Here is a 23,197-nt window from a genome sequence, read left to right as displayed (position 1 = left end):
GCATTTTTTTGCATTTTTGCCCCTAGCCATTACCTTTTGAATGCAAAAAGGCATCTATCAACAGATACAAAATAGCAAGCAGGCAAAACAGAAATCTTTTGCCGTTCTGATTGACCCGGATAAAGTCCGGCCTGCTGAAATTCCGGCCCTGGTGCAACTTGCCCTGGATGCCCGGGTTGATTATCTGCTGGTAGGCGGCAGCCTGGTTATCTCCAATCACCTGGATGAATGTATACAGGCGATCAAGTCTCTAACCGATATTCCGGTAATTCTCTTTCCCGGCAGCCCCTCTCAAATTTCCCGGTACGCAGATGCGCTGCTTTACCTCTCCCTGATCTCAGGCAGAAATCCCGAGTTATTAATCGGACAACATGTGATCAGCGCGCCTTTTGTAAAACAAAGCGGACTGGAAATCATGAGTACGGGATATATGGTAATTGATGGGGGTGCGCCTACCACGGTTTCCTATATCAGCAATGCAAGTCCTATTCCATCTGATAAAAATGAAATCGCGCTTTGTACAGCACTGGCCGGGGAAATGCTGGGAATGAAACTTATTTATATGGATGCCGGCAGCGGAGCCCGAATCCCCATCCGGGAATCCATGATTGCCGCAGTGGCAGAACAGATCACAGTTCCGCTTATTATTGGAGGTGGAATTACCGATCCCGAAAAAGCCTACCGGAATTGCAGGGCAGGTGCAGACCTGATCGTAGTGGGCAATGCGATTGAAAAAGATCCGGGACTAATCCGTGAAATGAGTGCCGCCATTCATGCTCTAAGTGCTACTGCACCCTGATTCTCGTTGGTGTTTCAGAACCGTCCAGCAAGCCTTCCATCATATAGATGATTCCTTTGGCAAGCTCAGCCATATTGGGAATGTTCATACGCTTTAATTCATCACAGGGACGATGATAACAAGGCTCCCTATCATCACTTGCCATAATCGTATGTGCAGGAATACCCTTTTTAGCCAGAGAATAATTATCAGAGCGTTCAAACAGATCACCACGTTCTCTCCGAAAGCGGATAGAGGCTTCTGCTGCACGCTTGCGCAATAGCTTGTATAAATCTGAATTGTACATGCCCGTCAGCATAACTGTTTGCCTGCCATACTGAGGATAACCCAGCATTTCAAGATTAATACCGGCGACTACCTGTTCAGGGTTGATTTTTTCGGCAAAGTCGGCAGAACCTATAAGTCCGGCCTCTTCTGCATTAAAAGCACAAAAAAGAATACTACGCTTATGCGGTCCCGTGAGTACCAGTTGCCTGGCAATTGCCAGCAATACAGACGTACCGGATGCATTATCATTTGCCCCGTTGTAGATTTTATCAGTTTTGTTGTAATACCCAACCTGAACATGATCAAAATGCGCAGAAAGAACAATGAATTCTTCGGGCTTTTCATAACCGGGCAGCCATCCGATCACATTACTGGTTGATATGGAAGTATCTGTATCATCCCGGTAAAAAGTATGCAGCAGACCACTATCGAGGTAAGGTTTTAATCCCAGGTTGGAGAAATAGTCAGCAATAGCCCTGGTAACTTCCTGGTTTTGCGGAGAGCCTTCCACCCGACCTCTCAAGCGGTCAGTTGTCAGGTATTCCATCCAGCTACGGATATCTTCCAATACGGTACTACTGTCAACAGCTAACTGCGCTGAAGCCCGTTGCGTCAGCAGCAAACAACTAAAGACAAAAGCAAGCGCAATATGACCAGATCTCATCAACGCAAACTGGATGTATCTACCCTTGTTGGTGTATCCGTACCTGCAACAATAGTTCTTGAACTAAGCGCAATCGCACGAATGATACGGGTCATGTTTTCCATATCCAGTGTCTCAAACTCATCATCTACGGTATGATAATATTTTTCACTGTCCATTTTAGAAGTAGAAATGGTATGTGCAGGAACACCTAAACGGGCCAATGTAGCATTGTCAGAACGATAGAACAACTGCTGATCAGGATAGGGGTCCGGATGAAATGTAAATCCTGTTCCTTCCAGGTTCTTCTTCATGATCTCACCCATACTGGATTTTTCATATCCTGTAATATAGGCGGAGTTTGTACCCCATTTGCTCTCCGTACCAATCATCTCAATATTGAACATGGCCATTACAGTAGCCGGATCGAACTGACGCGAAAAATATGTAGCACCATAACCTCCCATTTCCTCTGCAGTAAAGGCTGCAAAAAGAATGGTGCGTTCATTATTACGTAGTTGTTTAAAATACTTTGCCAGCATGATTACCGCAGTAGTACCAGCAGCATCATCATTCGCCCCATTGAAAATGGAATCGCCATTCACAGGCTTACCGATACCGAGGTGATCATAATGTCCGGAAAAGATTACATACTCATTCTTTTTGGATTTTCCAGGCAATACACCTACCACATTATGAAGTTTGGACACCTCAAACTGGTGATTGGCAGTAACTGAAAAGCTGGTCGGCGGCTCAGCGGATAAAATGAAAATTGTAGAAGCCCCACCTTCCATCATCTGTCTTTTGAAAAAGGAAAGCCTTCCGAAATTAGATGCGTAGGAAGGATCTACTACTACCACTTTGTTTTTACCGGAGGAAACATGTCCGTATGCTTCCTGCATAAAGTTGCCGCCTGCTTTAATGGCAACCAATTCAAAACCGGTGCTTTCTGTTACTACCAGGTTTTCCTTTGGCGTAACAACAAAGAAACTTTTATCATCCAGTACCTTACCATTGGCAGTAACTGAAGCAGTAATCTGATTGGGCTTCAGCATCTTGAAAGATTGCAGGTAACTATTACTGTTAGGAAGCTTCTCTAGTCCGATTTTTTCAAACTCGGCAGCAATAAAATTGGCTGCTTTATCTATACCCGGAGTAAAAATTCTTCTTCCCTCCATATCATCCGCAGAGAGGGTCTTTTCAATCCTGCTTACTTCCTTGATATCAATACCGGGTTCTTTCTTAGATTTCTTCTGTGCATTTACCTGAAGCGCCAATCCCAGCGCCCCCATCATCAATATATACTTCATATCCATCTCTTAATTCTTAATTCTCAATTCATAATTCATACTTCCTTACAGGCTCATCATCTCCTTAAACTTCACTGTTTGCCGCCTGCTCACTTCAATCTTTTCACCACCTTTCAATTCTAACAGGAGTCCGCCGTTAAAATAAGGTTCAATTTTTTCAATCAGTCGCAGGTTGACAATATGTTTTCGGTTGGCACGGAAAAAAACCTTTTCATCCAGCCTTTCTTCCAACGCATTTAGTGATTTCAGGATCAGCGGTTTGTTGTTACCGAAGAAAACCTTGGCATAATTCCCAACGCTTTCGAATAACCGAATATCACTCAATTTTACAAACCAGCAACGTTCTCCATCTTTTACAAATACCTGGTCGTGTTCGCTGAGTAAACTACGATTGGAACTGATGGCGGGTGCCATAGCTTCCTTCTCTTCAGCCACATGTAATTTATTAATGGCATCTGCCAGGCGTTTGGTATCCACCGGCTTGAGCAGGTAATCAAGTGCATTTACTTCAAATGCCTTGAGGGCATATTCATCGTAGGCAGTAGTAAAGATTACATGCGGCGCTTTACCCAGTTCGCTCAACATATCAAAACCGGTTTTTCCCGGCATCTGGATATCGAGGAATACCAGGTCAGGCTGGAGGTTTTCAATTACATCGATTCCCTCGGCCGCATTGGCAGCTTCACCGATCACTTCAATTTCAGGGAATTCGGATAATAATTTTCTTAGTTCTGTACGGGCCAGACGTTCATCGTCGATCAGTACTGCCTTTATCATAAGTGTTCGTTTAAGCGGGTTCTGTTACCGGAATTTTTACTCTCGCTTCCACCATATTGCCATTACTCTCCTGGATATGGAAATCTGCTTTATCGCCAAAAAGAAGCTGCAGCCGGTTGCGGGTACTGCTGATTCCAAAGCCATCACCATTGATATGTCCGGATAAGCGTCCGGTATTTTGTACCAGTAATTCGTGGTAATTATCCCGGAAATCAGAAATAATGCGCACTACTCCCCCCTTCATCTGCTTACCAATTCCGTGTTTGATTGCATTCTCCACCAGGGTTTGCAACATCATGGGCGGAATGGGTTGATCGAGGGTATCTTCATCAATCTGGTATTCCACTTTCAGCCGGTCTTCAAACCGGATATGTTCCAGTGCCAGGTAATCCCGTACGATATTCAGCTCTTTCTCCAGTGGTACCGTTTCAGATTTCTCAGATTGCATACTACTGCGGAGAATATTGCTGAGTTCCGTGATGGCATCCCGGGCCCGGCTGGGGTTCTCATCAATCAACGCCCGGATACTGTTGAGGGCATTAAAAATGAAATGCGGATTGATATGGGCTTTGATGGTTTTAAGCTCCAGTTCTTTTACCAGCGCTTCCAGTTTAAGGGTATCTACTTCCTGTTTCCGGCTCTTCGCCACATAATGGTAAATATAATAGATCAGCGTCCAGGGAATTATAAAAAGACCAATATCCAGGGTAGCCCCGAGTAATCGGGCTGGAAAATCGATCCTACGCTGCACATCAGTCTGAACATCAAAGAGTTGCACCAGTGCCATAAACAAGATGCTACAAAGCAGACTAGTTATTACAATTCCCAATGCCATCCGGGGAATCACTTTTTCAATCGGCAATAATAACCAGCCGCTCCGCTTGATAAAGGCCCGGAACATATGGGTGGTAAAAATCCCGGATATGAATATCAGTCCCACCCGCACAAACAGGCGCTGATCAATCTTGGAGGGGGTAAATGTATATACGAAAATTACCATAGTCAGGGCCACGAAGGTCCAGCCCAGTACCTGGCAAATCCAATAATATTTAATTCCGCGTGGTAGCATATAGGCAAATCTAGCTGTTTGTTCCACCCCTAATATACCGAATTGTACTAATGGCCAAATAAATTGGGACGGGGGTAACTGGCCGGGATGGATGGCAGCCAACTATTTTAGGACGGATTTGTTAAATTCTTTATCTCATACGCTTTATTTTTACCGAATGGAAATTAAACCGGGGCCACTATTAGAACAGATCAATCAGCCATCCGACCTCAAGAAGTTGGGAAAAGAACAATTGCACCAGGTTTGTGACGAGCTCAGGCAGTACATCATTGATGTAGTGAGTGTGCATGGAGGGCATTTTGCAGCCAGCCTGGGTGTGGTAGAACTGACTACAGCCCTGCACTATGTGTATAATACCCCCTACGACCAATTGGTTTGGGACGTGGGTCACCAGGCATACGGACATAAAATTTTAACCGGCAGACGTGATAATTTCCCAAGCAACCGCAAATACGGTGGCTTATCTGGCTTTCCCAAACGCTCTGAAAGTGAATACGATACGTTTGGAGTAGGCCATTCCTCCACCTCCATCTCAGCCGCCCTGGGTATGGCTTTGGCGGCCAAATACAAAGGTGAAGACCGCAAGTCCGTGGCTGTGATTGGCGATGGCTCCATGACTGCAGGTATGGCCTTTGAAGCAATGAACCATGCTGGGGTTTCTGATGCCGATATGCTGATCATCCTGAATGACAATTGCATGAGCATCGACCCGAATGTAGGTGCTCTGAAAGAATACCTTACAGATATCACCACTTCACCAGCTTATAACCGATTCAAGGACGATGTTTGGAAAGCGTTGGGTAAACTCCCGGTTGGCGGAAATTTCTCAAGAGAAATGGCTTCCAAACTGGAGCACTCGATCAAGGGTATGCTGAATAAAAGCAGCAACCTGTTTGAGGCATTGAAAATCCGGTACTTTGGTCCAATCGACGGACATAATATCACCAAACTGGTAGATACCCTGCAGGACCTGAAAAATATTCCTGGTCCAAAGATTCTGCACATCATTACAGTGAAGGGCAAGGGCTATGAGCTGGCCGAAAAAGACCAGACCAAGTGGCATGCACCCGGGCTTTTCGACAAGATTACCGGTGAGATATTCAAGAAAAAATTTGATACACCCCAGCCGCCCAAATACCAGGATGTATTTGGCCATACGATTCTGGAACTGGCGGAACAAAATCCAGCCATCTTTGGGATCACGCCTGCAATGCCATCGGGATCTTCACTGAAGATCATGATGGATAAAATGCCGGATCGGGCGCTGGATGTAGGCATTTGTGAACAACATGCAGTAACGGTGAGTGCGGGATTAGCAACACAGGGCATGAAAGTGTTCTGTAATATTTACAGTTCCTTCATGCAAAGAGCTTACGACCAGGTGGTGCATGATGTAGCCATCCAGAAATTACCGGTTGTATTCTGCCTGGACCGCGCGGGACTCGTAGGTGAAGACGGACCAACTCACCACGGTGCTTATGATATTCCTTATTTCCGTTGTATTCCCAACCTGATCATCAGTGCACCGATGAATGAAGCTGAACTGCGCAACCTGATGTATACAGCTCAACTGGAGTCCACCAAACTTCCTGTTGTGATTCGTTATCCACGAGGTGAAGGTGTTATGCCGGAATGGAGAACAGAAATGAAGGAAGTGGAAATTGGAAAAGGTCGCAAATTGAAAGAGGGAGATGAAATCGCCGTATTGAGTTTTGGTCATCCCGGAAATTTTGCAGCAAGTGCGATTCGAGAAGTGAAACAATATGGTATCAATGCAGGCCACTATGACCTGCGATTTGTAAAGCCACTGGATGAAGAAATGCTTCATGAAGTATTCCAGCGCTATAAAAAAATTATTACTGTAGAAGATGGCACCATAGTAGGTGGAGCTGGTTCTGCTGTATTGGAATTCATGGCCGCACATAACTACCAGGCAGAAGTCAGGATGCTTGGCATTCCCGATCGGATTGTGGAGCATGGCAGCCTGAAGGAATTACATCGCGAATGTGGTTATGATGCCAATGCTATTGCAGAAACTTTGCGGGATATGATGAAGGAGAAAGTAAGAGTTCAGTTGTTGCAATAACGTTCTTCCGATTTATCCAAATTTATTAAACGATTTGAGCTGATTAAAAAAGGAGTCTTTTTTTCTTCGGCTCACTTCAACTTCTGCGTTATTGGTTAAGATGATGGTGCCGCCTTCTCCCCTGATATATTCTTTAATATGTCGCAGGTTGACGAGAAAGGATTTGTGCACGCGTACAAACCCCGCATCCTGGAGTAATTCTTCATAATCATGAATTGGTTTTGCAGAACAAATGGATGACTGTTGCGTGAAATAAAAATTTGTGTAACTGCCGGAGGCTTCACAATACAGAATATCATTCACTTCCACCACCTGAAATCCTTTAAGGGAGGGGATGCATAGTTTAGGTTGCTGTTCGAGTTTACCCCTGGTTAAGTTAAAAAGCAGGGTAGACACATTTTGACTGATATCATTGCGCGATATTCTTTTTTCAGCTCTTTTAACGGCTTGAACCAACAAATCCTCATCTATTGGTTTTACCAGGTAATCTACAGCACTATACCTAAAAGCAGTAAGCGTGTAGTTGTGATGGGCCGTAACAAAAATGATTTCAAAGTCATGTTGATCCAATTCCTCCAGTAACTCAAAACTGTTTTTACCGGGAAGAGAAATATCCAGAAAAACGAGTTGCGGGTCCAATAACTCGATCTTCTCCCTGGCTGTATCCGCATCACTGCATTCGGCAATCACTTTTAATTCAGGACAATATTCCTGTAACAATTGCTTTAATGTGAATAAGCCACTGGCTTCATCATCGACCAGGATCGTTTTAATCATACAAAAAGGTTTAAGCAGATAATTCTAATATTGCCAGGGTTCCTGAATTTGAATAGCCAGGCAGATCAGATTTATCGGTGATTCGCAAGGAGCAGTTCATTTTGTATTTTTCATTTAATACGGCCAGTCTTTCTTTGATATTTTCAATACCAACAGATTGATGTAAGCGATGATGCGTATCGGATTTTTCAAGTGTCTGTCTGATACCCACACCATTATCATCCACTTCACAAATGATAGAAACTGCTTTTTTTGAAAATCGAATGATCAGTTGGCGATCCTGTTTTTTACTTCGCAATCCGTGCCAGATCGCATTTTCAACCAGGGGTTGAATCAACATAGGAGCAATCCGTGTATCTTCCGGTAATAGTTCTTCATCAACTTCTATTCTATAATTGAAATCATCAAACCTTAATTTCTCCATTTGCAAGTACTGTTCCAGGTGATCAATACATTGACGGATGGTTATAAAAGGTTGTCGGGAATGTTCAAGGCTGGTTCGAATCAATAAGGCAAATTTACTCAGGTATTTACTGGCATTTCGTTTGTCATCTTTCCAGATCATCTCTTTAATACTGTTCAACGCGTTAAAAATGAAATGTGGATTCATTTGCGTATGCAATCCCTTAATCTCGATTTCCGCCATTTGATTTCTCAACAGGGCCTCCTGCTTTAGTTTTTGAATACGTTTTTGATACAGGAACACCAGGGAAGCAAGAACCAAACACAATACCGCTACCTGCAGCCAGGGCTCCTGCCACCACGCGGCCTTAATTTTCATAGAAAGAGTCTTGTGCTGATAGCTCCACAATCCATCACTGTTAGAAGATCTCAATTCAAATTCATACGAACCGGGTGGAACAGATGTAAAAACAGCTTCAGGTACCCGGGAGGGTCTGCTCCAGTCGTCACTCAACCCCTTAAGCCGGTAACTAAAAAAACAATTGGACTCCTTGGAATAATTTGGCACTGCAAATCCAATCGTGACAAAATTATTTTTATGGGATAGTGTGAGTTGTTGTACCAGATCAGGATGACGTTGGGATGCAAATGGCTTATTATTGATCAACAAGGAAGTAATCACCGGTCTCGGACTAAAGGTTGATTTTTGGATCAGGCGGGGATAAAATACAGTGATGCCATCCATTCCGCCAAAATACAAGCGACCGTCGGAATCGGCCATTGAGCAACCCGGATTGAATTCACTGAAAGAAAGACCATTTCCCCTGTTATATTCCTGCATTACAGAAAAGTCGGCATTGAGTCTTACTAATCCCTGATTACTGCTGACCCAGATCGTACCATCTGAATCGGTTTGAATAGCGTGACAAACACTTGACTGATCAGCAGGCCGAAAGAAAACTTGCCGAACTATTTTATTTTTTTTATCATCATAAACAAGCAACCCATTATTCGTGCCAACCAACAGATAGGGTCCCTTTCTGACAATACTTCTAACGCCTTTTGCCAGCTGGTTTACAACCTGTATCCGCTGAACGGATAAGGGCGCGTAATTGAGTTTCATGAGACCAACGCCACCATTGCAAATCCAGACAGTTCCATCTGCTTCTTCGTAAAAATATTGCGCAGAGCGGAAAGCACTCATCTCTTTAGCAACCGAATCCAGCAAATTCGTTTCCGTTAGTTTTTGCCACTGATAATTTTTCAAAGAAAAGAATTGCAAACCGTCATCGGTTCCAACCAGCAGACTATCAGTGTTTTTTAATTTGATAACAGCATACATTTTATTGAGATGCTGTTTTTTTGTTTGTTCAGGAAAATAGCGGACCTGTGCTGTATTTTTATCAACCTGCATCAGGCCCCCGCAGGTTGCAGACCAGAGTTTACCCTGGCTATCTTCGGTAATACTGTAAATGACATTATTCGCATTTCCCACCACACTGGTACCTGGAAAAGCTTTGAACGATTGCGTTTGAACATCCCATTGAAAAAGTCCTTTCCCCTGCGTTCCAACAAAATGATCGCCGTCTGATGTTCTAAATAAGGTGTAAGCGGCGTTATCAGCCAGTGAATTTTTTAAAGAGGACGAACCGGTGACTGTAGTAAACTGGTATCGAAGTGTATCATACTTTACCAGTCCTCCGCTTGCTCCTAACCATACAATGCCTTGCCGGTCAGTAAAAATGCAGGCACCAAAATTGGAAATGGGGGAACTGGGATTGGCCTGCTGCTGAATTGCTCTTTCTATGGTTTCAGATCTTGTATTATATCGATATATACCACTTCCCCTGGTATAAATCCAGAGATCATGGCCATTTCCTTTTCCTATTGCTTCAATACCACCAAATACCAATTCAGACCTGATGATATTTTCGGTTTTTCGGGGATCATCTTTTATAAAGTAGCAACCCTTGGAAATGGTACCAATCCAGAGTTGGTTTCCTGTAGATGCCATGGTTCTTATCTGAGGAAATCTATACTCACCTAAAAATGATTGCAACTGATAAGTAGCACCTGCAGGCTGGAGTTCATATAACTTAAAATAATCTGAAACCAGCAGCCTGCCCTGGTGAAGTACAATATCCGTTACGCTGTACTTTTCTTGCCCGGATTGAAAAAAATAACTCAATGCTCCGGTTGTTGAATTGAAATGAATAAGTCCATTATTGGTAGTTATAAACCAGAATTCACCAGGTTTAAATGATTTTATTCGCCATGCTCTAAATAAGTCAAGTTCCTTATTGCGGAAGAAATGGGAGGGTAAAGCAAGACTATCCCCCTTCGGATCATAAATAGTCAATCCCCTGGCAGTTCCTATCCATAACAACTGCTGAACTGTATCAAAATACAGGCTGTAAACAGCATTGGAGGGAAGTTTTTTACCCGCTTCATTTTGCTGCAGAAAGACTTTAAAAGTATTACCATCATATCGGTTCAATCCATCGATTGTACCAATCCAGATGAATCCAAAATTATCCTGCGCAATGGAAGTACAATTATGTTGAGATAAACCTTGCCTGGAACTGTAATTTTCAAAAAATAGAGGCTGGGAGGATGCAGGTAATGCAAGTCCCATTAATAGTAAAAACAACACAGATGGTTTGTGCAGGTAGCTCATGGCAACTGGTGAAAAGATCTACCACTAATTTAACCAATCTAATCTGTTTACAGAACCCGATTTCAGGCAGTTAAAAGAGGAAAGGCCATTCCAGCACTCAAACCCACCGTTCGTTGGCTAATTTCAACCATTGCTGAAATGTAGAACTAAAATTATTCTTTTTGACTCACAGCCGTTTATGAATTGAGAGTCGCCTCTCCTAAGTTGGTTGTAAAAACCGGCAGCTGGTAGCATTAGTTTTAGGAACACTAAAACTTTATTTATGAAAAAGATTAGTTTCTGGGTGATGCTGCTTATTGCTCTTACTGCAGTACAGTGTAAAAAGGATTTAAATGATCCTGGCTCCAATAAAAACAAAGGCAAGCAACAGCTAACCAAAACATATCCTGCAGATATAGCTGTTCAATGGATGAACCTGATGCTTGATTTCTTCAAAACTGCTCCTACAGCAACAGGAAATGCTGCCTTCTCCCGGCATTATGCCTATATTGGGATTGCGCTGTATGAATCAGTTGTTCCTGGAATGCCTGCAAATCGAAGCCTGGCCGGACAATTAACCGGATTGGAGGAATTACCGGCAGTTGAAAACAATCAAAAATACAATTGGGCCTTAAGCGCCAATGCCGCTTTGGCAGAAATAACTAGGAAATTCTTTGCCTACCTTCCTCAGTCCAACCTTTCACAAATTGCTTTACTCGAAGAGACGTTGGCCATTGAATATGGCAGTCAGAGCACACCTGAAATAGTTCAGCGATCTATAGTATTCGGACGGGAGATCGCCAATGCAATTTATGAGTGGTCGGAGTCGGATGGATATAAAAATGCCAGCAATCCTTTTTCCGCGCCAGCTGATAAAATTGGTCCGGGATTCTGGGTGCCACCTGCTACACCATCCGTCCAGAGCATTCCTTATTGGAAAAATCTCCGGCGCATGGTAGCAGGTAGTGAACAAGGTGCGGGACTCCCTGCGCCACCTACCTATTCCACCGACCCAAATTCTGCATTTTATAAAATGGTTAAAGAAGTATATGATGCTTCTCCTGCACCCGGATCCGAAGAAAGAGCCATGGCATTTTATTGGAGAGATGTTCCAGGTACTACCACACCAGGTCATTATATCAGTATTTTAAAGCAGGTTCTGGACAATGAAAAACACGGACTTGATATGGCAGGCCTATCTTTTGCGATGTGTGGAATTATGGTGTATGATGCCTGTATCAGTACCTGGGAAACCAAATATCAATATTGGCTAACCCGACCTGTTAGCTACATTAAAAACGTATTGGGACATAGCAGTTGGGAACCCACACTGGGAACTCCTCCACACCCTGAATATCCATCAGCACACTCTTCTCTGTCTGCCGCCAATGCAGAGGCCCTTACCAGTTTGTTTGGAGATAACCGTCCTTTTGTTGATCATACATTCGATTATCTTTACAATGAAACAACGGATCCCCTGCTCTTTAAAGCACGCTCCTATTCCTCATTCCGGGCCATGGCGGATGAAGCCGGATTATCCAGGTTATATGGGGGAATACATTACAGATTTTCAATTGAACAAGGACTAATTCAGGGCCGAAAAGTTGCTGCCAATATTCAGCAAAAGCTACATTTTAAATAAGTTTATGGAATTTTAAATAGCCTGCATCTCTCCGGAAATGCAGGCTATGTTTTTTAAATTAATATTGATCAGTTTATCCTTGCTGGTACTATCAGGAAGTTCGCTGGATAATTTCACTTCCAGGCTTAACCAACAGGCTTCAGCACTAAAAAAATTTGCCAAACAGCATGGATATAATGATCAGCTTGCTTTTTTGGTGGATATGATAGAAGGATCCGGCCTGGCAAGATTTGTTATTTATAATTTGGCCAATAATTCAATTGAAAAAACAGGATTGGTAACTCATGGCCGCTGCAATAAACTCTGGTTATACCCCTCCTTTTACATATGTACCCCTAAAGAACCAATTCCGTTTACAGCTATTTACTTAAGAGTTCTACCACCAGTTCTGCAGCTGCAGCTCCTGAATTTTGTTGTTGGCCCGTTACCAGATTACCATCCTGAATAGCATACGAAGTAAATGGAGCAGCTACTTTAAATGTTGTTCCTGTTATGTTCCTGGCTTCCTCTTCAATTCGGTAAGGTTGAATTTTTATTCCTACTGCAGCATCTGCGAAGTCCTCCTCCGCATTTGCAAAACCTGTCCAGGTTTTGCCTTTAACCAACAGTTCTCCGTCTGATGTTTTGGCTTCTAATAATAGCGTAGTGGAATGGCAAACAGCTGCCGCCGGCTTACCTGCTTCATAAAACGAAACAAACAGTTGCTGTAATCCGGCATTACCTCTGAATGTATACATCGGGCCTTGTCCGCCTACCAGAAAAATAGCAACATAATCCTTGTGATTTACATCTGTCAGTTTTTTGGTATGCTCCAGTAGATGGTTAAATTCAGGCTTCTGCAGGTAACCCAATGATATGATATCGTTTGTAGAATAACCACTGGCATCTGTGGGGTTGGAATAACCGTCCATTTCCAGTTTCCCACCTTCCGTGGAAACCAATTCAATTTCATACCCTGCTTCTTCAAATACCCACATAGGATGTGTGAGTTCCGCAGCCCAAAATCCAATTGGCCAACCGGTTTGACTGGAAACTGCCGGCGAACTGGCCACCATTAAGATCTTACCTTTTGTGGAAGTACCATGAGGATGGACATAGCGTTGCCTTTCTTTTAGATTGTTCATACTTGTTAGTTAAATCAATGAATAGGATGAATAGTACCAAATTTGATACATCTCATCATTTTTCCTGATTTACTTACTAAGTAAACAGCTACTTCCCTTTTAGATAGTGACTACGACTGCAATAAAAAATCATTGACATCTTCCTCCCGCTCCTCATTCCATTCTACGATGAAATTATTGCGGCCCTCGCCAACAATCAGGCGCATGTATTTCTGCTGAACGAGCTCCAGCATACTCAGGAAGGTAAAAATGGCGTGAATGCGGTTCTCGCAAACTTCAAAGAGTTTTTCAAAACTCATGGTCTTTTTAGTGCGACAGATATCCAACACACTCTCCCGGCTTTTCTCCATGGTGTAATTGTATTGCACCACAGTATGCACCGGTTTGTTGTTACGATCATAAACTTTCTGCATCACTTTTTCAAACGACTTCATTAGTTTGAATAAAGTGATCTGCTGGATCTCTGATCCTTCACTGGCTTCTTCGCCGATATGGCTCAACTCCTTGTGGGCATTGCCTCGTTTCACCATCAGCATTCGTACCGCTTCCATCTCTGCCAGTTCAGCTGCAGCCTGCTTGTATTTTCTGTATTCGAGCAGTTTATCTACCAATTCCTGGCGTGGATCAATCTCATTCCCTTGTGCATCCATTTCCTTGCGCGGCAAGAGCATCTTGGCCTTGATCCGCATCAGGGTTGATACAAACAATATAAATTCACTGGATAACTCAATATTGAGTTTCTCCTGGCCATGAATGAAATCCAGGAAATCATTGATGATCCGGGTAATCGGAATATTATAGATATCGAGTTCATCCCGCTCAATAAAGAACAACAACAGGTCAAAGGGTCCTTCGAACTGCGGCAATTTGATCTGGTAAGAGGGTTGCTGCGCGGCCATACTTCACAAAAATTAAGCTTCCCGGGAAACCCGGGAAGCGCGAAAGATACGAAACTTAAAATTTTGCTGATAAACCGACTCCCAACAAGGACCTTACCTGGGTACCAGGGGAATTTCCGTTCGGTCCGAACTGCTTCACATCATCATCATATATAAGATCAAGGTTATAAGTCACGCTCAGGAACTTATTCACTTTCATCGCGATGCTATTGGTCCAGAATACATCGATATTCCTGGGTTCAGCACTGATTTTTGCGTCGGTAATTGGGTCCCGCTTGCCTGCATAGTTGGAGAACAGGTCAAGCCTCGACTTATACGATACATTCTTGATCACTTCTTTAAAAAAATTGGCTGACAAATAAGCTCCTGCTTCCATGGCCACTTTCCTGTTGGGGTTTACGCCATACAGCGCCGCCAGTGGGGTTTCCTGCCCCCCATCTGGTAAGGGAATCTGACCGTTTTCATAATAATAGCTATTGGGATCATTACTCACAATTACCCATCTTGCGGATATTGGCGACAACATCACACTAAAGTAAGAAGCAGGCTTCCATTCAATACCCGGAGAAATCAGCATATAAGCAGGAGCAAAGAGTCCGGATATGCGGCGACGAATACCTTTACCCAGATAATCGTAATCATACCCATCGGTCATCTGGGTACGCAGATTATATACTCCTACAACCGCCCATTTTTCATTGATTTTTTGCCCGATTTTGCTGTAAAAATCAATTTTATCATCGGTTTTACGAGTCCCCACTGAACTGGTTCGCTGTACCGCATATCCGAGATCCAGGGTATTATCCCAGAAGAACTTGCCTTTTTTCTTATTGGCAAAAAGTGTGGAATAGCCCGCTACTGAAATGGAAGAACGTTCTGCACCTGCAGCCCAGTTGCGGGCACTACCCTGCGCCAGGTTCAGGTTAAACAGGCCGCCTTTGCGCCAGCCCTTTGCATTGTACTTATAAGTGGTATCATCATAAGTGGCTCTTTCCGCACTTTTTTTGAGTCCGCTTACAGTTGCATCCTGGGCTAATAACGACCCGGCCAGCAAAAAAAATCCGCAAAACAGGGTCATGGTTTTTTTCATAGTCATTATCTCATTCATTAGTTTATAAAAAAAGGCATTTTGAGAACGTCAAAATGCCCTTGCAAATATATATAGAAGAATTTTTATTTCTTCTTCAGTTCATCGCGGATTTCCATCAGCAAGGATTCTGTAGGTGTTGGTCCGGCAGGTGGTGCTGGCGGCACAGGCGGCCTGCGGAGTATAGCTTTGATGAAAACATAACAAACAAATGCAACAATAATGAAATCAAGCAGGGATGTCAGAAAAGCTCCATACTTAAATGTTATTGCTTCCTGAATCACCACATTATTGGCATCCAGTTGCGCTTCCTTGATGGTAACAACCATTTTGGAAAAATCTTTACCGCCGGTGATCAATCCCAGAATAGGAGCAATCAACCCCTCAGTAAATGAACCAACCAATTTCGTAAATGCTGTACCCATCAGGAAACCGATGGCTACATCCACCAGGTTGCCTTTTGTGGCGAATGCTTTAAAGTCAGAGAAAAATCCCATAATGAGTTGTTTTTGGTTATCTGTCTAAATATGTGATTAAGATAAATATTTTTGCCGGATGTCTCCAAAATTGCTGAACTGGTTTCTTTTTACCGCGCTTGCACTCATCTGGGGCAGCTCCTTTATTTTGATGAAAGCCGGCATGGAAGCACTTTCAGCTTACCAGGTGGCCGCCATCCGGATGTTGAGTGGTGGACTGATACTGCTTCCCATGGCGCTGAAATCGTTTCGTGAAATCCCCCGCGAAAAAATCGGAATGGTGGTACTTTCCGGATTCCTGGGCAGTTTTTTCCCGGCTTTTTTCTTTTGCATTGCCGAAACAAAAATCGATAGTTCCCTGGCAGGTATATTGAATGCGCTGACGCCTATGTTTACCATCAGTATTGGTGCATTGTTTTTCCAATTGCAAATCAACGCGGCAAAAATTGCAGGGGTTGTGCTTGGATTTATCGGCCTCTGCATGCTATTCCTGGTTCGCGGAAAACTGGAACTGAGTTATCTCTCCTACTCTTCCCTTGTTATCCTTGCTACCCTGTGTTATGGGATTAATGTGAATATGGTGGCCCGGCACCTGAAAGGAATTGGTTCTGTTAGTATCGCTTCCTTTGCTTTTGCCTGCCTGATTCCGCCTTCTCTGGCAGTTCTCTGGAAGACCGGTTATTTTGAAATGGATAGGCTCCCTGATAATGGAACCTGGTGGATGGCTACGGGTTCTGCGGTAGTACTGGGTGTAATGGGAACGGCCCTCGCCTCCATCATTTTTTACATGCTGGTGAAGAGGGCCGGAACTTTGTTCGCCTCCCTGGTTACCTATGGTATTCCCTTTGTAGCGATTGGGTGGGGATTGCTTTTCGGAGAATCCATCACCCTGGCGCAGGTTGGCTGCCTGCTGATCATTCTCGCCGGGGTTTACCTGGTGAACCGGAATAAATGACTTATACCGCCATGATTTCTTTCTCTTTCTGCGCCAGATGTTTTTCCACCAGGGCAATATGCCTGTCGGTCAGCTCCTGAACCTCTTTTTCCGCATCTTTTGCAGCATCTTCACTCAAACCGTCTTTCTGCAATTTTTTAATTTGCTCTATGGCATCCCGGCGAATACTGCGGATCGCTACCTTGGATTGTTCTCCTTCACCATTACATCTTTTAACAAGCTCCCGGCGACGCTCTTCAGTCAGAGGAGGTAAAAACATCCGGATCATGGTTCCGTCATTCTGGGGATTGATACCAAGGTTAGAATTGATAATTGCCCGCTCAATCGGCTGCAGCATATTTTTCTCCCAGGGCTGAATGGTAAGCGTTCGTGCATCCGCCGCCGTTATATTGGCAACCTGGCCAATCGGTGTTGGCGAACCATAATAATCTACCACGATACCATCCAACATCTGTGGATTGGCTTTACCGGCCCTAATCTTAACAAGCTCCACTTCCAGGTGATTGATCGCTTTTTTCATGGAATCACTGGCATCGTCCAGGATCATGGATAATTCTTCGGTCATGCTATAAAATTATTCGGGCAAAACTAAGGAAATGGAATTATTTCTTCTCCATCAGTGGGTTTTCCGAAAGCGGAACCAGCTTGCCGCCGGATTGTTTCAGTATCTCATTGGTGGGACCAACAAATAATTGCGGCCTGCGTTTTCTCACCAGATAGAGGAGGCCAATAATACTGAAGAAGATGCCAAAAAACAGAGCCATTAATGCCGTTGTTCCCAGCTCCTGCAGGTAAAATCCAATTGCAATGACAACTGCATTTAGCGATGTAAGGGTAATGGCTATTGCTCGGTGCGATAGGCCCAAATCCAGCAATAAATGGTGAATATGATTTCGGTCTGGGGAAAAAGGAGAACGACGATGCAGGATCCGGATGCCAAAAACCCGCAGCGTATCCATCAGGGGTATGATCAGGATACCAAAGCCCAATGCAGGAGCGGCTTGTACTGAAAATGCCTGTTCCGGCTCCATGGCCACATTAATGAATTTCACCACCAACACTGCATTTACCAGGCCGATCAGCAATGATCCGGTGTCTCCCATAAAAATTCTGGCCGGTTGAAAATTGAATATCAGAAATGCCAGGAGTGCGCCAGCCATTGCGAATGCCATTACGGCTTCCGGTAAATGTCCCGTCAACACAAAATAGGTTCCAAATACTGTGGTACATAACAGTCCCAGGCTACCCGCCAGTCCATCTACCCCATCAATCAGGTTGAACGAATTCATTACCACGATTGCTGTCAGATAAGTAAAAAGCAGACTGAATGATTCCGGCAATTCGTTCACCCCCAGGAAACCCTGCATACTGTGAATCTGAAGTCCGCCGTAATAAATGATGATAAATGCAGCCAGTACCTGCCCAATGAATTTTTTTACCGGTGAAATGATGATGATATCATCTTTCAATCCCATATAAAAGATTACCACTGCAGCAGCCAGGTAAAATTGAAGATTTTTACTTTCCTGGAAATTGGCGATCAGCAATACGGAAAACAGAAATCCGGCAAAAATCCCCAATCCCCCCAGGGCCGGAATAGCTGCCTGGTGAATTTTTCGTTCATCCGGAATATCGTAGATCTTCTTCATGGCGGCCACCCGAATGATTACAGGAATAGCCAGAAAGGTTATCGTAAAGGCGATGGTTAATGATAAAACGACGTCAAACATGTGCTGCTGTTTCCGGTTTGGAGATGATCTGCTCCTTAAAAAATCGTACCCTGGACTATAAACGAAAAAAAGCCCTGTTTAGTCTTATCCTCCTGTAAAGATCGGGTCAAAAAAGTTAGATTTGCTCCACAATTTTTGAATATGGCCAGTTTACAGGAAATCGCTTCGCAGATCAGAAGAGATATTGTACGGATGGTGCATGGCGCTTCCAGTGGTCACCCTGGCGGCTCTTTGGGATGCACGGACTATTTTACCGCGCTTTATTTCAAGGTCATGAAGCACCATCCTGAATTCAGCATGGATGGTCATAAGGAGGATTTGTTCTTTCTTTCAAACGGACATATTTCTCCGGTATATTATTCCACCCTGGCACGCGCCGGTTATTTTGATATCAAAGAACTTTCCACATTCCGCAAACTGAACAGTCGTCTTCAGGGTCACCCTGCCACCCACGAACACCTTCCTGGAATCCGGATTGCCAGTGGCTCATTGGGACAGGGAATGAGTGTGGCAATAGGGGCAGCACTTGCAAAAAAACTGAACAAGGATCCTCACCTGGTATTCTCCCTGCACGGAGATGGTGAACTGGATGAAGGTCAAAACTGGGAAGCAGCCATGTTTGCTGCCCATCATAAAGTGGATAACCTGATCTCCACTATTGACTGGAACGGTCAGCAGATTGACGGCAGCACCAAAAAAGTGATGGACCTGGGTGAGCTCGATAAAAAATTTGAAGCTTTCGGTTGGGAAGTATTGATTCTCGAAAAGGGAAATGATGTAGATGCAGTGGTAGCTATGCTGGAAAAAGCTAAAACACTTACTGGCAAAGGGAAACCCATTGTGATTCTGATGAAAACCGGCATGGGAGCAGGGGTAGATTTCATGGAAGGCAGCCACGAGTGGCATGGCATCGCGCCTAATGATGAACAACTGGCAAAAGCACTTGCTCAGCTTCCGGAAACACTGGGTGATTATTAACCCAGCTCCATATTGGAGGCAGCAGCTTTCCGGGCCGGCAGCCAGGATGCCAGGAAGGCGACCAGCACTACGGTTGCACTTACCAGTAAAAAATCTGGCCACATGAGCTTTACCGGGTAATGATTGATGACAAAACTGCCACCTTCCAACTTGATCAATTCAAATTTTTGCTGTGCCCAGCAGATTAGTAACGCCAATGCCATACCCACCCCCGCTCCAATGCCCGCCAGCAAAAAACCTTCACTGATAAAGATTCCCTGAATCCTTCCGGAGGAAGCACCCATGGCTTTTAATACCTGGATATCTTTCTGTTTTTCCAGCACCAGCATGGTCAGGGAGCCAATCATGGTAAAGGCCGCCACTACCAGGATCAGGGATAGCAAGATATAAATCACCCATTTCTCCATCTGCATAACACTGTAAAGTCCCTGGTTTTGCTGGTACCTGCTCAAAACCGTGTAGTTTTTACCCAGCAGTTTTTCCAGGTTTTGTATGATGTCTTTTTCATCTGCACCAGGCTGAAGGGCGATTTCCACCCCGCCATATACATCCGGCTCCAGGCTGAGCAGCCTCTTCATGAAATCCAGGTTGGTAAGGACATATTTATTATCAAACTCCTGCTGAACCGCAAATGCACCAGCTGTTCGCAGGTTTTCTGCAATAAGTGCCGACATCGGGTCAGACACATTGATGCCTGCTCCGCGTTTGGGCAGGTAGGCGGTAACGGGTAACAATTCACGATCACTCCATAAGCCCAGCGCAGACTCCACCCCAACGCCTAAAATAGCCCGGGGTTGATCTGCTGTACCCAGGTTAAACTCCCCCACTTTTACATAATCAGCCATGGTAGTTACGCTGGTGTACTGGCTGTCCACCCCTTTCAAATAAACAATGGTTTGCGCTTCGCCATTTTGCAACAGGGCTTTTTCCTCCACCACTTTCGACCGTGCTTTAATTCCTGGAATCCGGGCAATAGCAGTTTCCTGCTGCGGTGTGAGACGGAGCAATTTGCCCTCGGCAGGAACAATCTTTAACTCGGTATAAAAAGTGGCATACAGAGATTTCACCAGGTCTTCGAACCCGTTGAACACACTCAGTACCACAATCAGGGAGGCGGTACCTACTACCACTGCCACAACGCTTACCCAGGCAATGATATTGATGGCATTGGTGGATTTCTTCGATTTGAAATAGCGCCAGGCGAATAGAAAATTCAAGGAGTCGGGTTTACTTTTCTTCTTTCTTTATTTTTTCAAAAACTTCTTCCATCTTGAACACATAGTCCAGGGTGTCATCCAGATAGAATTGGAGCTCCGGGATCCGGCGAACCTGGTTTTTGATGGCTGCGGCCAGTTCCTTTTTGATTTCCCAGGCGCGATCTTCGAGTTTTTTCATCGCAGCCTTTGGATCGGCCACTTTAAAAAGGCTGATATAAATACGTGCCTCCAGTAAATCCGGGGTCATTTTAACGGATGAAATAGATACCATGCCACCATCAATCATGGTAAGGCCCAGGTGCTGAAACACCTGGTTCAGCACCCCCTGAATTTCACCGGCTACCTGCTTCTGTCGTTTTGTCTCCTTTTGCATGGGGTAATTGCTTGGTTACTGCAAAGAAACAAAGAATTCGGGAGCTGCCCCACCCTAAATTGACGTAGGTTTGCAGTTTCTAGTTAATTGGTAGAATGAAGAAATTTTCGCTCGTATTTAAATACCTCGCAGAAAAAAAGGCCAATATCGCGCTCTATTTTCTGTTTAACCTGCTCTCCATCGTTTTTTCCCTGGTTTCCCTGGCCATGCTGGCGCCCTTCCTGCAGCTGCTTTTTGGGTTGGAAAAACTGATGATTGAAAAGCCGGTTTTTGAATGGACAGCCTCTTCGGTGCTCGACCAGCTGAAATACCAGCTCAGTGAACTAATCAATCAGAATGGTCCGGTTGCTGCCCTGGCTGCCATCTGTATTACGGTAATCGTTTCCATCTTTTTCAAGAACCTCTTTCTCTACCTTGGATTGCGCATGCTCACGCCCATGCGTAATCATGTGATGACCAAACTCCGCGGTGAATTGTATTCCAAGATCCTCAGTCTGCCTATCGGTTATTTTACCGAACAGCGTAAAGGAGATATCATCAGCCGGATGAGTAATGATGTGAATGAAGTGGAATGGAGTATTATCGGGGCGATGGAAGTATTGGTGAAGGAACCTCTCACCCTGATCCTGATCATCAGCTCGCTAATTTTTCTGAGTCCGCAATTGTCCTTATTCCTTGTAGTATTATTACCGGTAATGGGATTTGTGATCGGCCGTGTGAGTCGCACCTTAAAAAAGCAATCCAACCAGGCCCAGGTGCAACAGGGATTGTTGTTAAGTGTACTGGATGAAACCCTGGGTGGCATGCGCGTGATCAAAGCCTTTAATGCCGAAAAACTGATCTCTGGCAAATTTGGCAGCATCAACAAACACCTGAATCATATCCGCAATACTATGAATTTTCGCCGCGATCTGGCATCGCCTATGTCGGAGTTCCTGGGTGTGCTGGTATTGTGTGCGATCCTCTGGTTTGGGGGACAATTGGTATTGAATAACAAAGCCGGACTCGATGCTGCCGGTTTCATTACGTATATCGTTTTCTTTACTCAGATAATCAATCCTTCCAAGGCTTTCTCCAATGCCTTCTACAATGTTCAGAGAGGAACAGCCGCCATTGAGCGGATTGAAGAAGTAATCAACGCCCCGGTTAAAGTGGAAGAAGCCATTGCACCGAAAACACTTTCTTCGTTTAACCATAGCATTGAGTTTAGGAATGTGTCATTCGCTTATGAAGAAGCTTCGATTTTGGAGGATATCAATCTCGTAATCGAAAAAGGAAAAACAATTGCACTCGTTGGATCTTCCGGTTCAGGTAAATCCACCCTTGCCGACCTGGTACCCCGCTTTCATGATGTAACCAAAGGAGAAATTCTGATAGATGGCGTAAACATCAAGGAATACTCACTGTCATCCATACGCGATCAGTTAAGCATCGTAACCCAGGAGCCGATCCTGTTTAATGATACTATATCTGCCAATATTGCCCTGGGTATGCCGGATGCAGACCAGGCAGCTATAGAACAGGCAGCGAAAGTTGCCAATGCCCATAGTTTTATCACACAGAAAGAAGCCGGTTATGAGACCAATATTGGAGATCGCGGCAGCAAACTCAGTGGTGGTGAACGTCAGCGACTCACCATTGCCCGGGCAGTATTGAAAAATCCACCCATCCTCATACTGGATGAAGCCACCAGCTCTCTCGATACAGAAAGTGAACGCCTGGTACAGGACGCGATTGATAATATGATGCAACATCGCACCAGTATTGTGATCGCCCACCGCCTCAGTACCATCCGCCATGCGGATGAGATCATCGTTTTGCAGAAAGGCCGCATCGTGGAAAGAGGCAACCACGAAAGTCTCTTAGCTCAACAGGGATTTTATAAGCGGTTGGTGGATATGCAGGAGGTCAAATAAATTTGAATCATACA

At 44.4% G+C, this 23,197-nt stretch carries 21 protein-coding genes; 6 read left to right on the top strand and 15 right to left on the bottom strand.

All coding sequences use genetic code 11. From position 1 onward, the window contains the following. Positions 1–40 precede the first annotated feature (40 nt). The gene (locus tag MD536_RS16825; protein ID WP_234867816.1) at positions 41–799 is read left to right on the top strand and encodes a phosphoglycerol geranylgeranyltransferase; all 759 of its coding nucleotides are present in this window, start codon (positions 41–43) and stop codon (positions 797–799) included. Here the strand turns inward: MD536_RS16825 and MD536_RS16820 are convergent. The 4 genes from MD536_RS16820 to MD536_RS16805 are packed head-to-tail and all read right to left on the bottom strand — an operon-like array spanning position 786 to position 4,865. Continuing rightward, positions 786–1,730: a M28 family metallopeptidase gene (locus MD536_RS16820; RefSeq protein WP_239602259.1), complete on the bottom strand. Its 945-nt coding sequence runs from the start codon at positions 1,728–1,730 to the stop codon at positions 786–788. The genes MD536_RS16825 and MD536_RS16820 overlap by 14 nt on opposite strands. Next, positions 1,730–3,019: a M28 family peptidase gene (locus MD536_RS16815; protein ID WP_239602257.1), complete on the bottom strand. Its 1,290-nt coding sequence runs from the start codon at positions 3,017–3,019 to the stop codon at positions 1,730–1,732. The genes MD536_RS16820 and MD536_RS16815 overlap by 1 nt, the downstream gene beginning before the upstream one ends. 45 nt (positions 3,020–3,064) lie before the next feature. Continuing rightward, positions 3,065–3,796: a LytR/AlgR family response regulator transcription factor gene (locus MD536_RS16810; RefSeq protein ID WP_234867813.1), complete on the bottom strand. Its 732-nt coding sequence runs from the start codon at positions 3,794–3,796 to the stop codon at positions 3,065–3,067. 10 nt (positions 3,797–3,806) lie between these two features. Further along, on the bottom strand, positions 3,807–4,865 hold the full coding sequence (locus MD536_RS16805; RefSeq protein WP_239602255.1) for a sensor histidine kinase: 1,059 nt from the start codon (positions 4,863–4,865) through the stop codon (positions 3,807–3,809). Between the two features lie 157 nt (positions 4,866–5,022). Here MD536_RS16805 and dxs point away from each other — a divergent pair, with 157 nt between their 5' ends. Then, positions 5,023–6,951, top strand: coding sequence for a 1-deoxy-D-xylulose-5-phosphate synthase (dxs, locus tag MD536_RS16800; RefSeq protein WP_239602253.1), 1,929 nt, complete (start codon positions 5,023–5,025; stop codon positions 6,949–6,951). Positions 6,952–6,963: 12 nt separating this feature from the next. On the opposite strand, the gene MD536_RS16795 is transcribed toward dxs, so the two are convergent. Further along, on the bottom strand, positions 6,964–7,728 hold the full coding sequence (locus MD536_RS16795; protein ID WP_239602251.1) for a LytR/AlgR family response regulator transcription factor: 765 nt from the start codon (positions 7,726–7,728) through the stop codon (positions 6,964–6,966). Between the two features lie 10 nt (positions 7,729–7,738). After that, the gene (locus MD536_RS16790) at positions 7,739–10,807 is read right to left on the bottom strand and encodes a ligand-binding sensor domain-containing protein (RefSeq protein ID WP_239602250.1); all 3,069 of its coding nucleotides are present in this window, start codon (positions 10,805–10,807) and stop codon (positions 7,739–7,741) included. A gap of 262 nt (positions 10,808–11,069) precedes the next feature. On the opposite strand from MD536_RS16790, the gene MD536_RS16785 reads away from it, so the two are divergent. Next, positions 11,070–12,428, top strand: a complete 1,359-nt coding sequence (locus MD536_RS16785) for a vanadium-dependent haloperoxidase (RefSeq protein ID WP_239602249.1) — start codon at positions 11,070–11,072, stop codon at positions 12,426–12,428. Between the two features lie 12 nt (positions 12,429–12,440). On the opposite strand, the gene MD536_RS16780 is transcribed toward MD536_RS16785, so the two are convergent. From MD536_RS16780 to mscL, 5 genes are all read right to left on the bottom strand, one after another. After that, on the bottom strand, positions 12,441–12,590 hold the full coding sequence (locus MD536_RS16780) for a hypothetical protein (RefSeq protein ID WP_239602247.1): 150 nt from the start codon (positions 12,588–12,590) through the stop codon (positions 12,441–12,443). A 197-nt stretch (positions 12,591–12,787) separates the two neighbouring features. Next, positions 12,788–13,552 (bottom strand): type 1 glutamine amidotransferase domain-containing protein, encoded by a 765-nt coding sequence (locus MD536_RS16775; RefSeq protein WP_239602246.1) that lies wholly within the window; start codon positions 13,550–13,552, stop codon positions 12,788–12,790. 110 nt (positions 13,553–13,662) lie between these two features. Beyond that, positions 13,663–14,451 (bottom strand): segregation and condensation protein A, encoded by a 789-nt coding sequence (locus MD536_RS16770; RefSeq protein WP_239602244.1) that lies wholly within the window; start codon positions 14,449–14,451, stop codon positions 13,663–13,665. A gap of 55 nt (positions 14,452–14,506) precedes the next feature. Further along, positions 14,507–15,541, bottom strand: a complete 1,035-nt coding sequence (locus MD536_RS16765) for a DUF3078 domain-containing protein (RefSeq protein WP_239602242.1) — start codon at positions 15,539–15,541, stop codon at positions 14,507–14,509. 83 nt (positions 15,542–15,624) lie between these two features. Then, positions 15,625–16,035 (bottom strand): large conductance mechanosensitive channel protein MscL, encoded by a 411-nt coding sequence (mscL, locus tag MD536_RS16760; protein ID WP_239602241.1) that lies wholly within the window; start codon positions 16,033–16,035, stop codon positions 15,625–15,627. Between the two features lie 58 nt (positions 16,036–16,093). On the opposite strand from mscL, the gene MD536_RS16755 reads away from it, so the two are divergent. Further along, positions 16,094–16,969, top strand: a complete 876-nt coding sequence (locus tag MD536_RS16755) for a DMT family transporter (RefSeq protein ID WP_239602239.1) — start codon at positions 16,094–16,096, stop codon at positions 16,967–16,969. A 1-nt stretch (position 16,970) separates the two neighbouring features. Here MD536_RS16755 and frr read toward each other — a convergent pair whose 3' ends face one another. After that, entirely contained in the window at positions 16,971–17,534 is a 564-nt protein-coding gene (gene frr, locus MD536_RS16750; RefSeq protein ID WP_239602237.1) for a ribosome recycling factor, read from the bottom strand. 37 nt (positions 17,535–17,571) lie between these two features. Further along, positions 17,572–18,699, bottom strand: coding sequence for a glycosyltransferase family 4 protein (locus MD536_RS16745; RefSeq protein WP_239602236.1), 1,128 nt, complete (start codon positions 18,697–18,699; stop codon positions 17,572–17,574). 141 nt (positions 18,700–18,840) lie between these two features. On the opposite strand from MD536_RS16745, the gene MD536_RS16740 reads away from it, so the two are divergent. Next, positions 18,841–19,677: a transketolase gene (locus tag MD536_RS16740; RefSeq protein ID WP_239602234.1), complete on the top strand. Its 837-nt coding sequence runs from the start codon at positions 18,841–18,843 to the stop codon at positions 19,675–19,677. Here MD536_RS16740 and MD536_RS16735 read toward each other — a convergent pair. Together MD536_RS16735 and rbfA are read right to left on the bottom strand one after the other, a co-directional pair. Continuing rightward, positions 19,674–20,894: an FtsX-like permease family protein gene (locus tag MD536_RS16735; protein WP_239602232.1), complete on the bottom strand. Its 1,221-nt coding sequence runs from the start codon at positions 20,892–20,894 to the stop codon at positions 19,674–19,676. The two genes, MD536_RS16740 and MD536_RS16735, sit on opposite strands and share 4 nt — an antisense overlap. A gap of 10 nt (positions 20,895–20,904) precedes the next feature. Continuing rightward, entirely contained in the window at positions 20,905–21,267 is a 363-nt protein-coding gene (gene rbfA, locus MD536_RS16730; protein WP_234867790.1) for a 30S ribosome-binding factor RbfA, read from the bottom strand. Between the two features lie 95 nt (positions 21,268–21,362). Between rbfA and MD536_RS16725 the strand changes: the two genes are divergently transcribed. Next, a complete protein-coding gene (locus tag MD536_RS16725; protein WP_239602231.1) occupies positions 21,363–23,183 on the top strand; it encodes an ABC transporter ATP-binding protein in 1,821 nt (606 codons plus the stop codon). Positions 23,184–23,197: the final 14 nt, after the last annotated feature.

The organism is Flavihumibacter cheonanensis (genome assembly GCF_022352215.1).
GTDB lineage: Bacteria > Bacteroidota > Bacteroidia > Chitinophagales > Chitinophagaceae > Flavihumibacter > Flavihumibacter cheonanensis.
Note: the sequence above shows the minus strand (reverse complement) of the source record. Positions and strands in the feature narration are given on the sequence as shown.

What these genes read in the sequence shown, in the direction of transcription:
- MD536_RS16825 (WP_234867816.1), top strand. Translation starts at nt 41, where the DNA reads ATGCAAAAAGGCATCTATCAACAGATACAAAATAGCAAGCAGGCAAAA.
- MD536_RS16820 (WP_239602259.1), bottom strand. Translation starts at nt 1,730, where the DNA reads ATGAGATCTGGTCATATTGCGCTTGCTTTTGTCTTTAGTTGTTTGCTG.
- MD536_RS16815 (WP_239602257.1), bottom strand. Translation starts at nt 3,019, where the DNA reads ATGAAGTATATATTGATGATGGGGGCGCTGGGATTGGCGCTTCAGGTA.
- MD536_RS16810 (WP_234867813.1), bottom strand. Translation starts at nt 3,796, where the DNA reads ATGATAAAGGCAGTACTGATCGACGATGAACGTCTGGCCCGTACAGAA.
- MD536_RS16805 (WP_239602255.1), bottom strand. Translation starts at nt 4,865, where the DNA reads ATGCTACCACGCGGAATTAAATATTATTGGATTTGCCAGGTACTGGGC.
- dxs (WP_239602253.1), top strand. Translation starts at nt 5,023, where the DNA reads ATGGAAATTAAACCGGGGCCACTATTAGAACAGATCAATCAGCCATCC.
- MD536_RS16795 (WP_239602251.1), bottom strand. Translation starts at nt 7,728, where the DNA reads ATGATTAAAACGATCCTGGTCGATGATGAAGCCAGTGGCTTATTCACA.
- MD536_RS16790 (WP_239602250.1), bottom strand. Translation starts at nt 10,807, where the DNA reads ATGAGCTACCTGCACAAACCATCTGTGTTGTTTTTACTATTAATGGGA.
- MD536_RS16785 (WP_239602249.1), top strand. Translation starts at nt 11,070, where the DNA reads ATGAAAAAGATTAGTTTCTGGGTGATGCTGCTTATTGCTCTTACTGCA.
- MD536_RS16775 (WP_239602246.1), bottom strand. Translation starts at nt 13,552, where the DNA reads ATGAACAATCTAAAAGAAAGGCAACGCTATGTCCATCCTCATGGTACT.
- MD536_RS16770 (WP_239602244.1), bottom strand. Translation starts at nt 14,451, where the DNA reads ATGGCCGCGCAGCAACCCTCTTACCAGATCAAATTGCCGCAGTTCGAA.
- MD536_RS16765 (WP_239602242.1), bottom strand. Translation starts at nt 15,541, where the DNA reads ATGAAAAAAACCATGACCCTGTTTTGCGGATTTTTTTTGCTGGCCGGG.
- mscL (WP_239602241.1), bottom strand. Translation starts at nt 16,035, where the DNA reads ATGGGATTTTTCTCTGACTTTAAAGCATTCGCCACAAAAGGCAACCTG.
- MD536_RS16755 (WP_239602239.1), top strand. Translation starts at nt 16,094, where the DNA reads ATGTCTCCAAAATTGCTGAACTGGTTTCTTTTTACCGCGCTTGCACTC.
- frr (WP_239602237.1), bottom strand. Translation starts at nt 17,534, where the DNA reads ATGACCGAAGAATTATCCATGATCCTGGACGATGCCAGTGATTCCATG.
- MD536_RS16745 (WP_239602236.1), bottom strand. Translation starts at nt 18,699, where the DNA reads ATGTTTGACGTCGTTTTATCATTAACCATCGCCTTTACGATAACCTTT.
- MD536_RS16740 (WP_239602234.1), top strand. Translation starts at nt 18,841, where the DNA reads ATGGCCAGTTTACAGGAAATCGCTTCGCAGATCAGAAGAGATATTGTA.
- rbfA (WP_234867790.1), bottom strand. Translation starts at nt 21,267, where the DNA reads ATGCAAAAGGAGACAAAACGACAGAAGCAGGTAGCCGGTGAAATTCAG.
- MD536_RS16725 (WP_239602231.1), top strand. Translation starts at nt 21,363, where the DNA reads ATGAAGAAATTTTCGCTCGTATTTAAATACCTCGCAGAAAAAAAGGCC.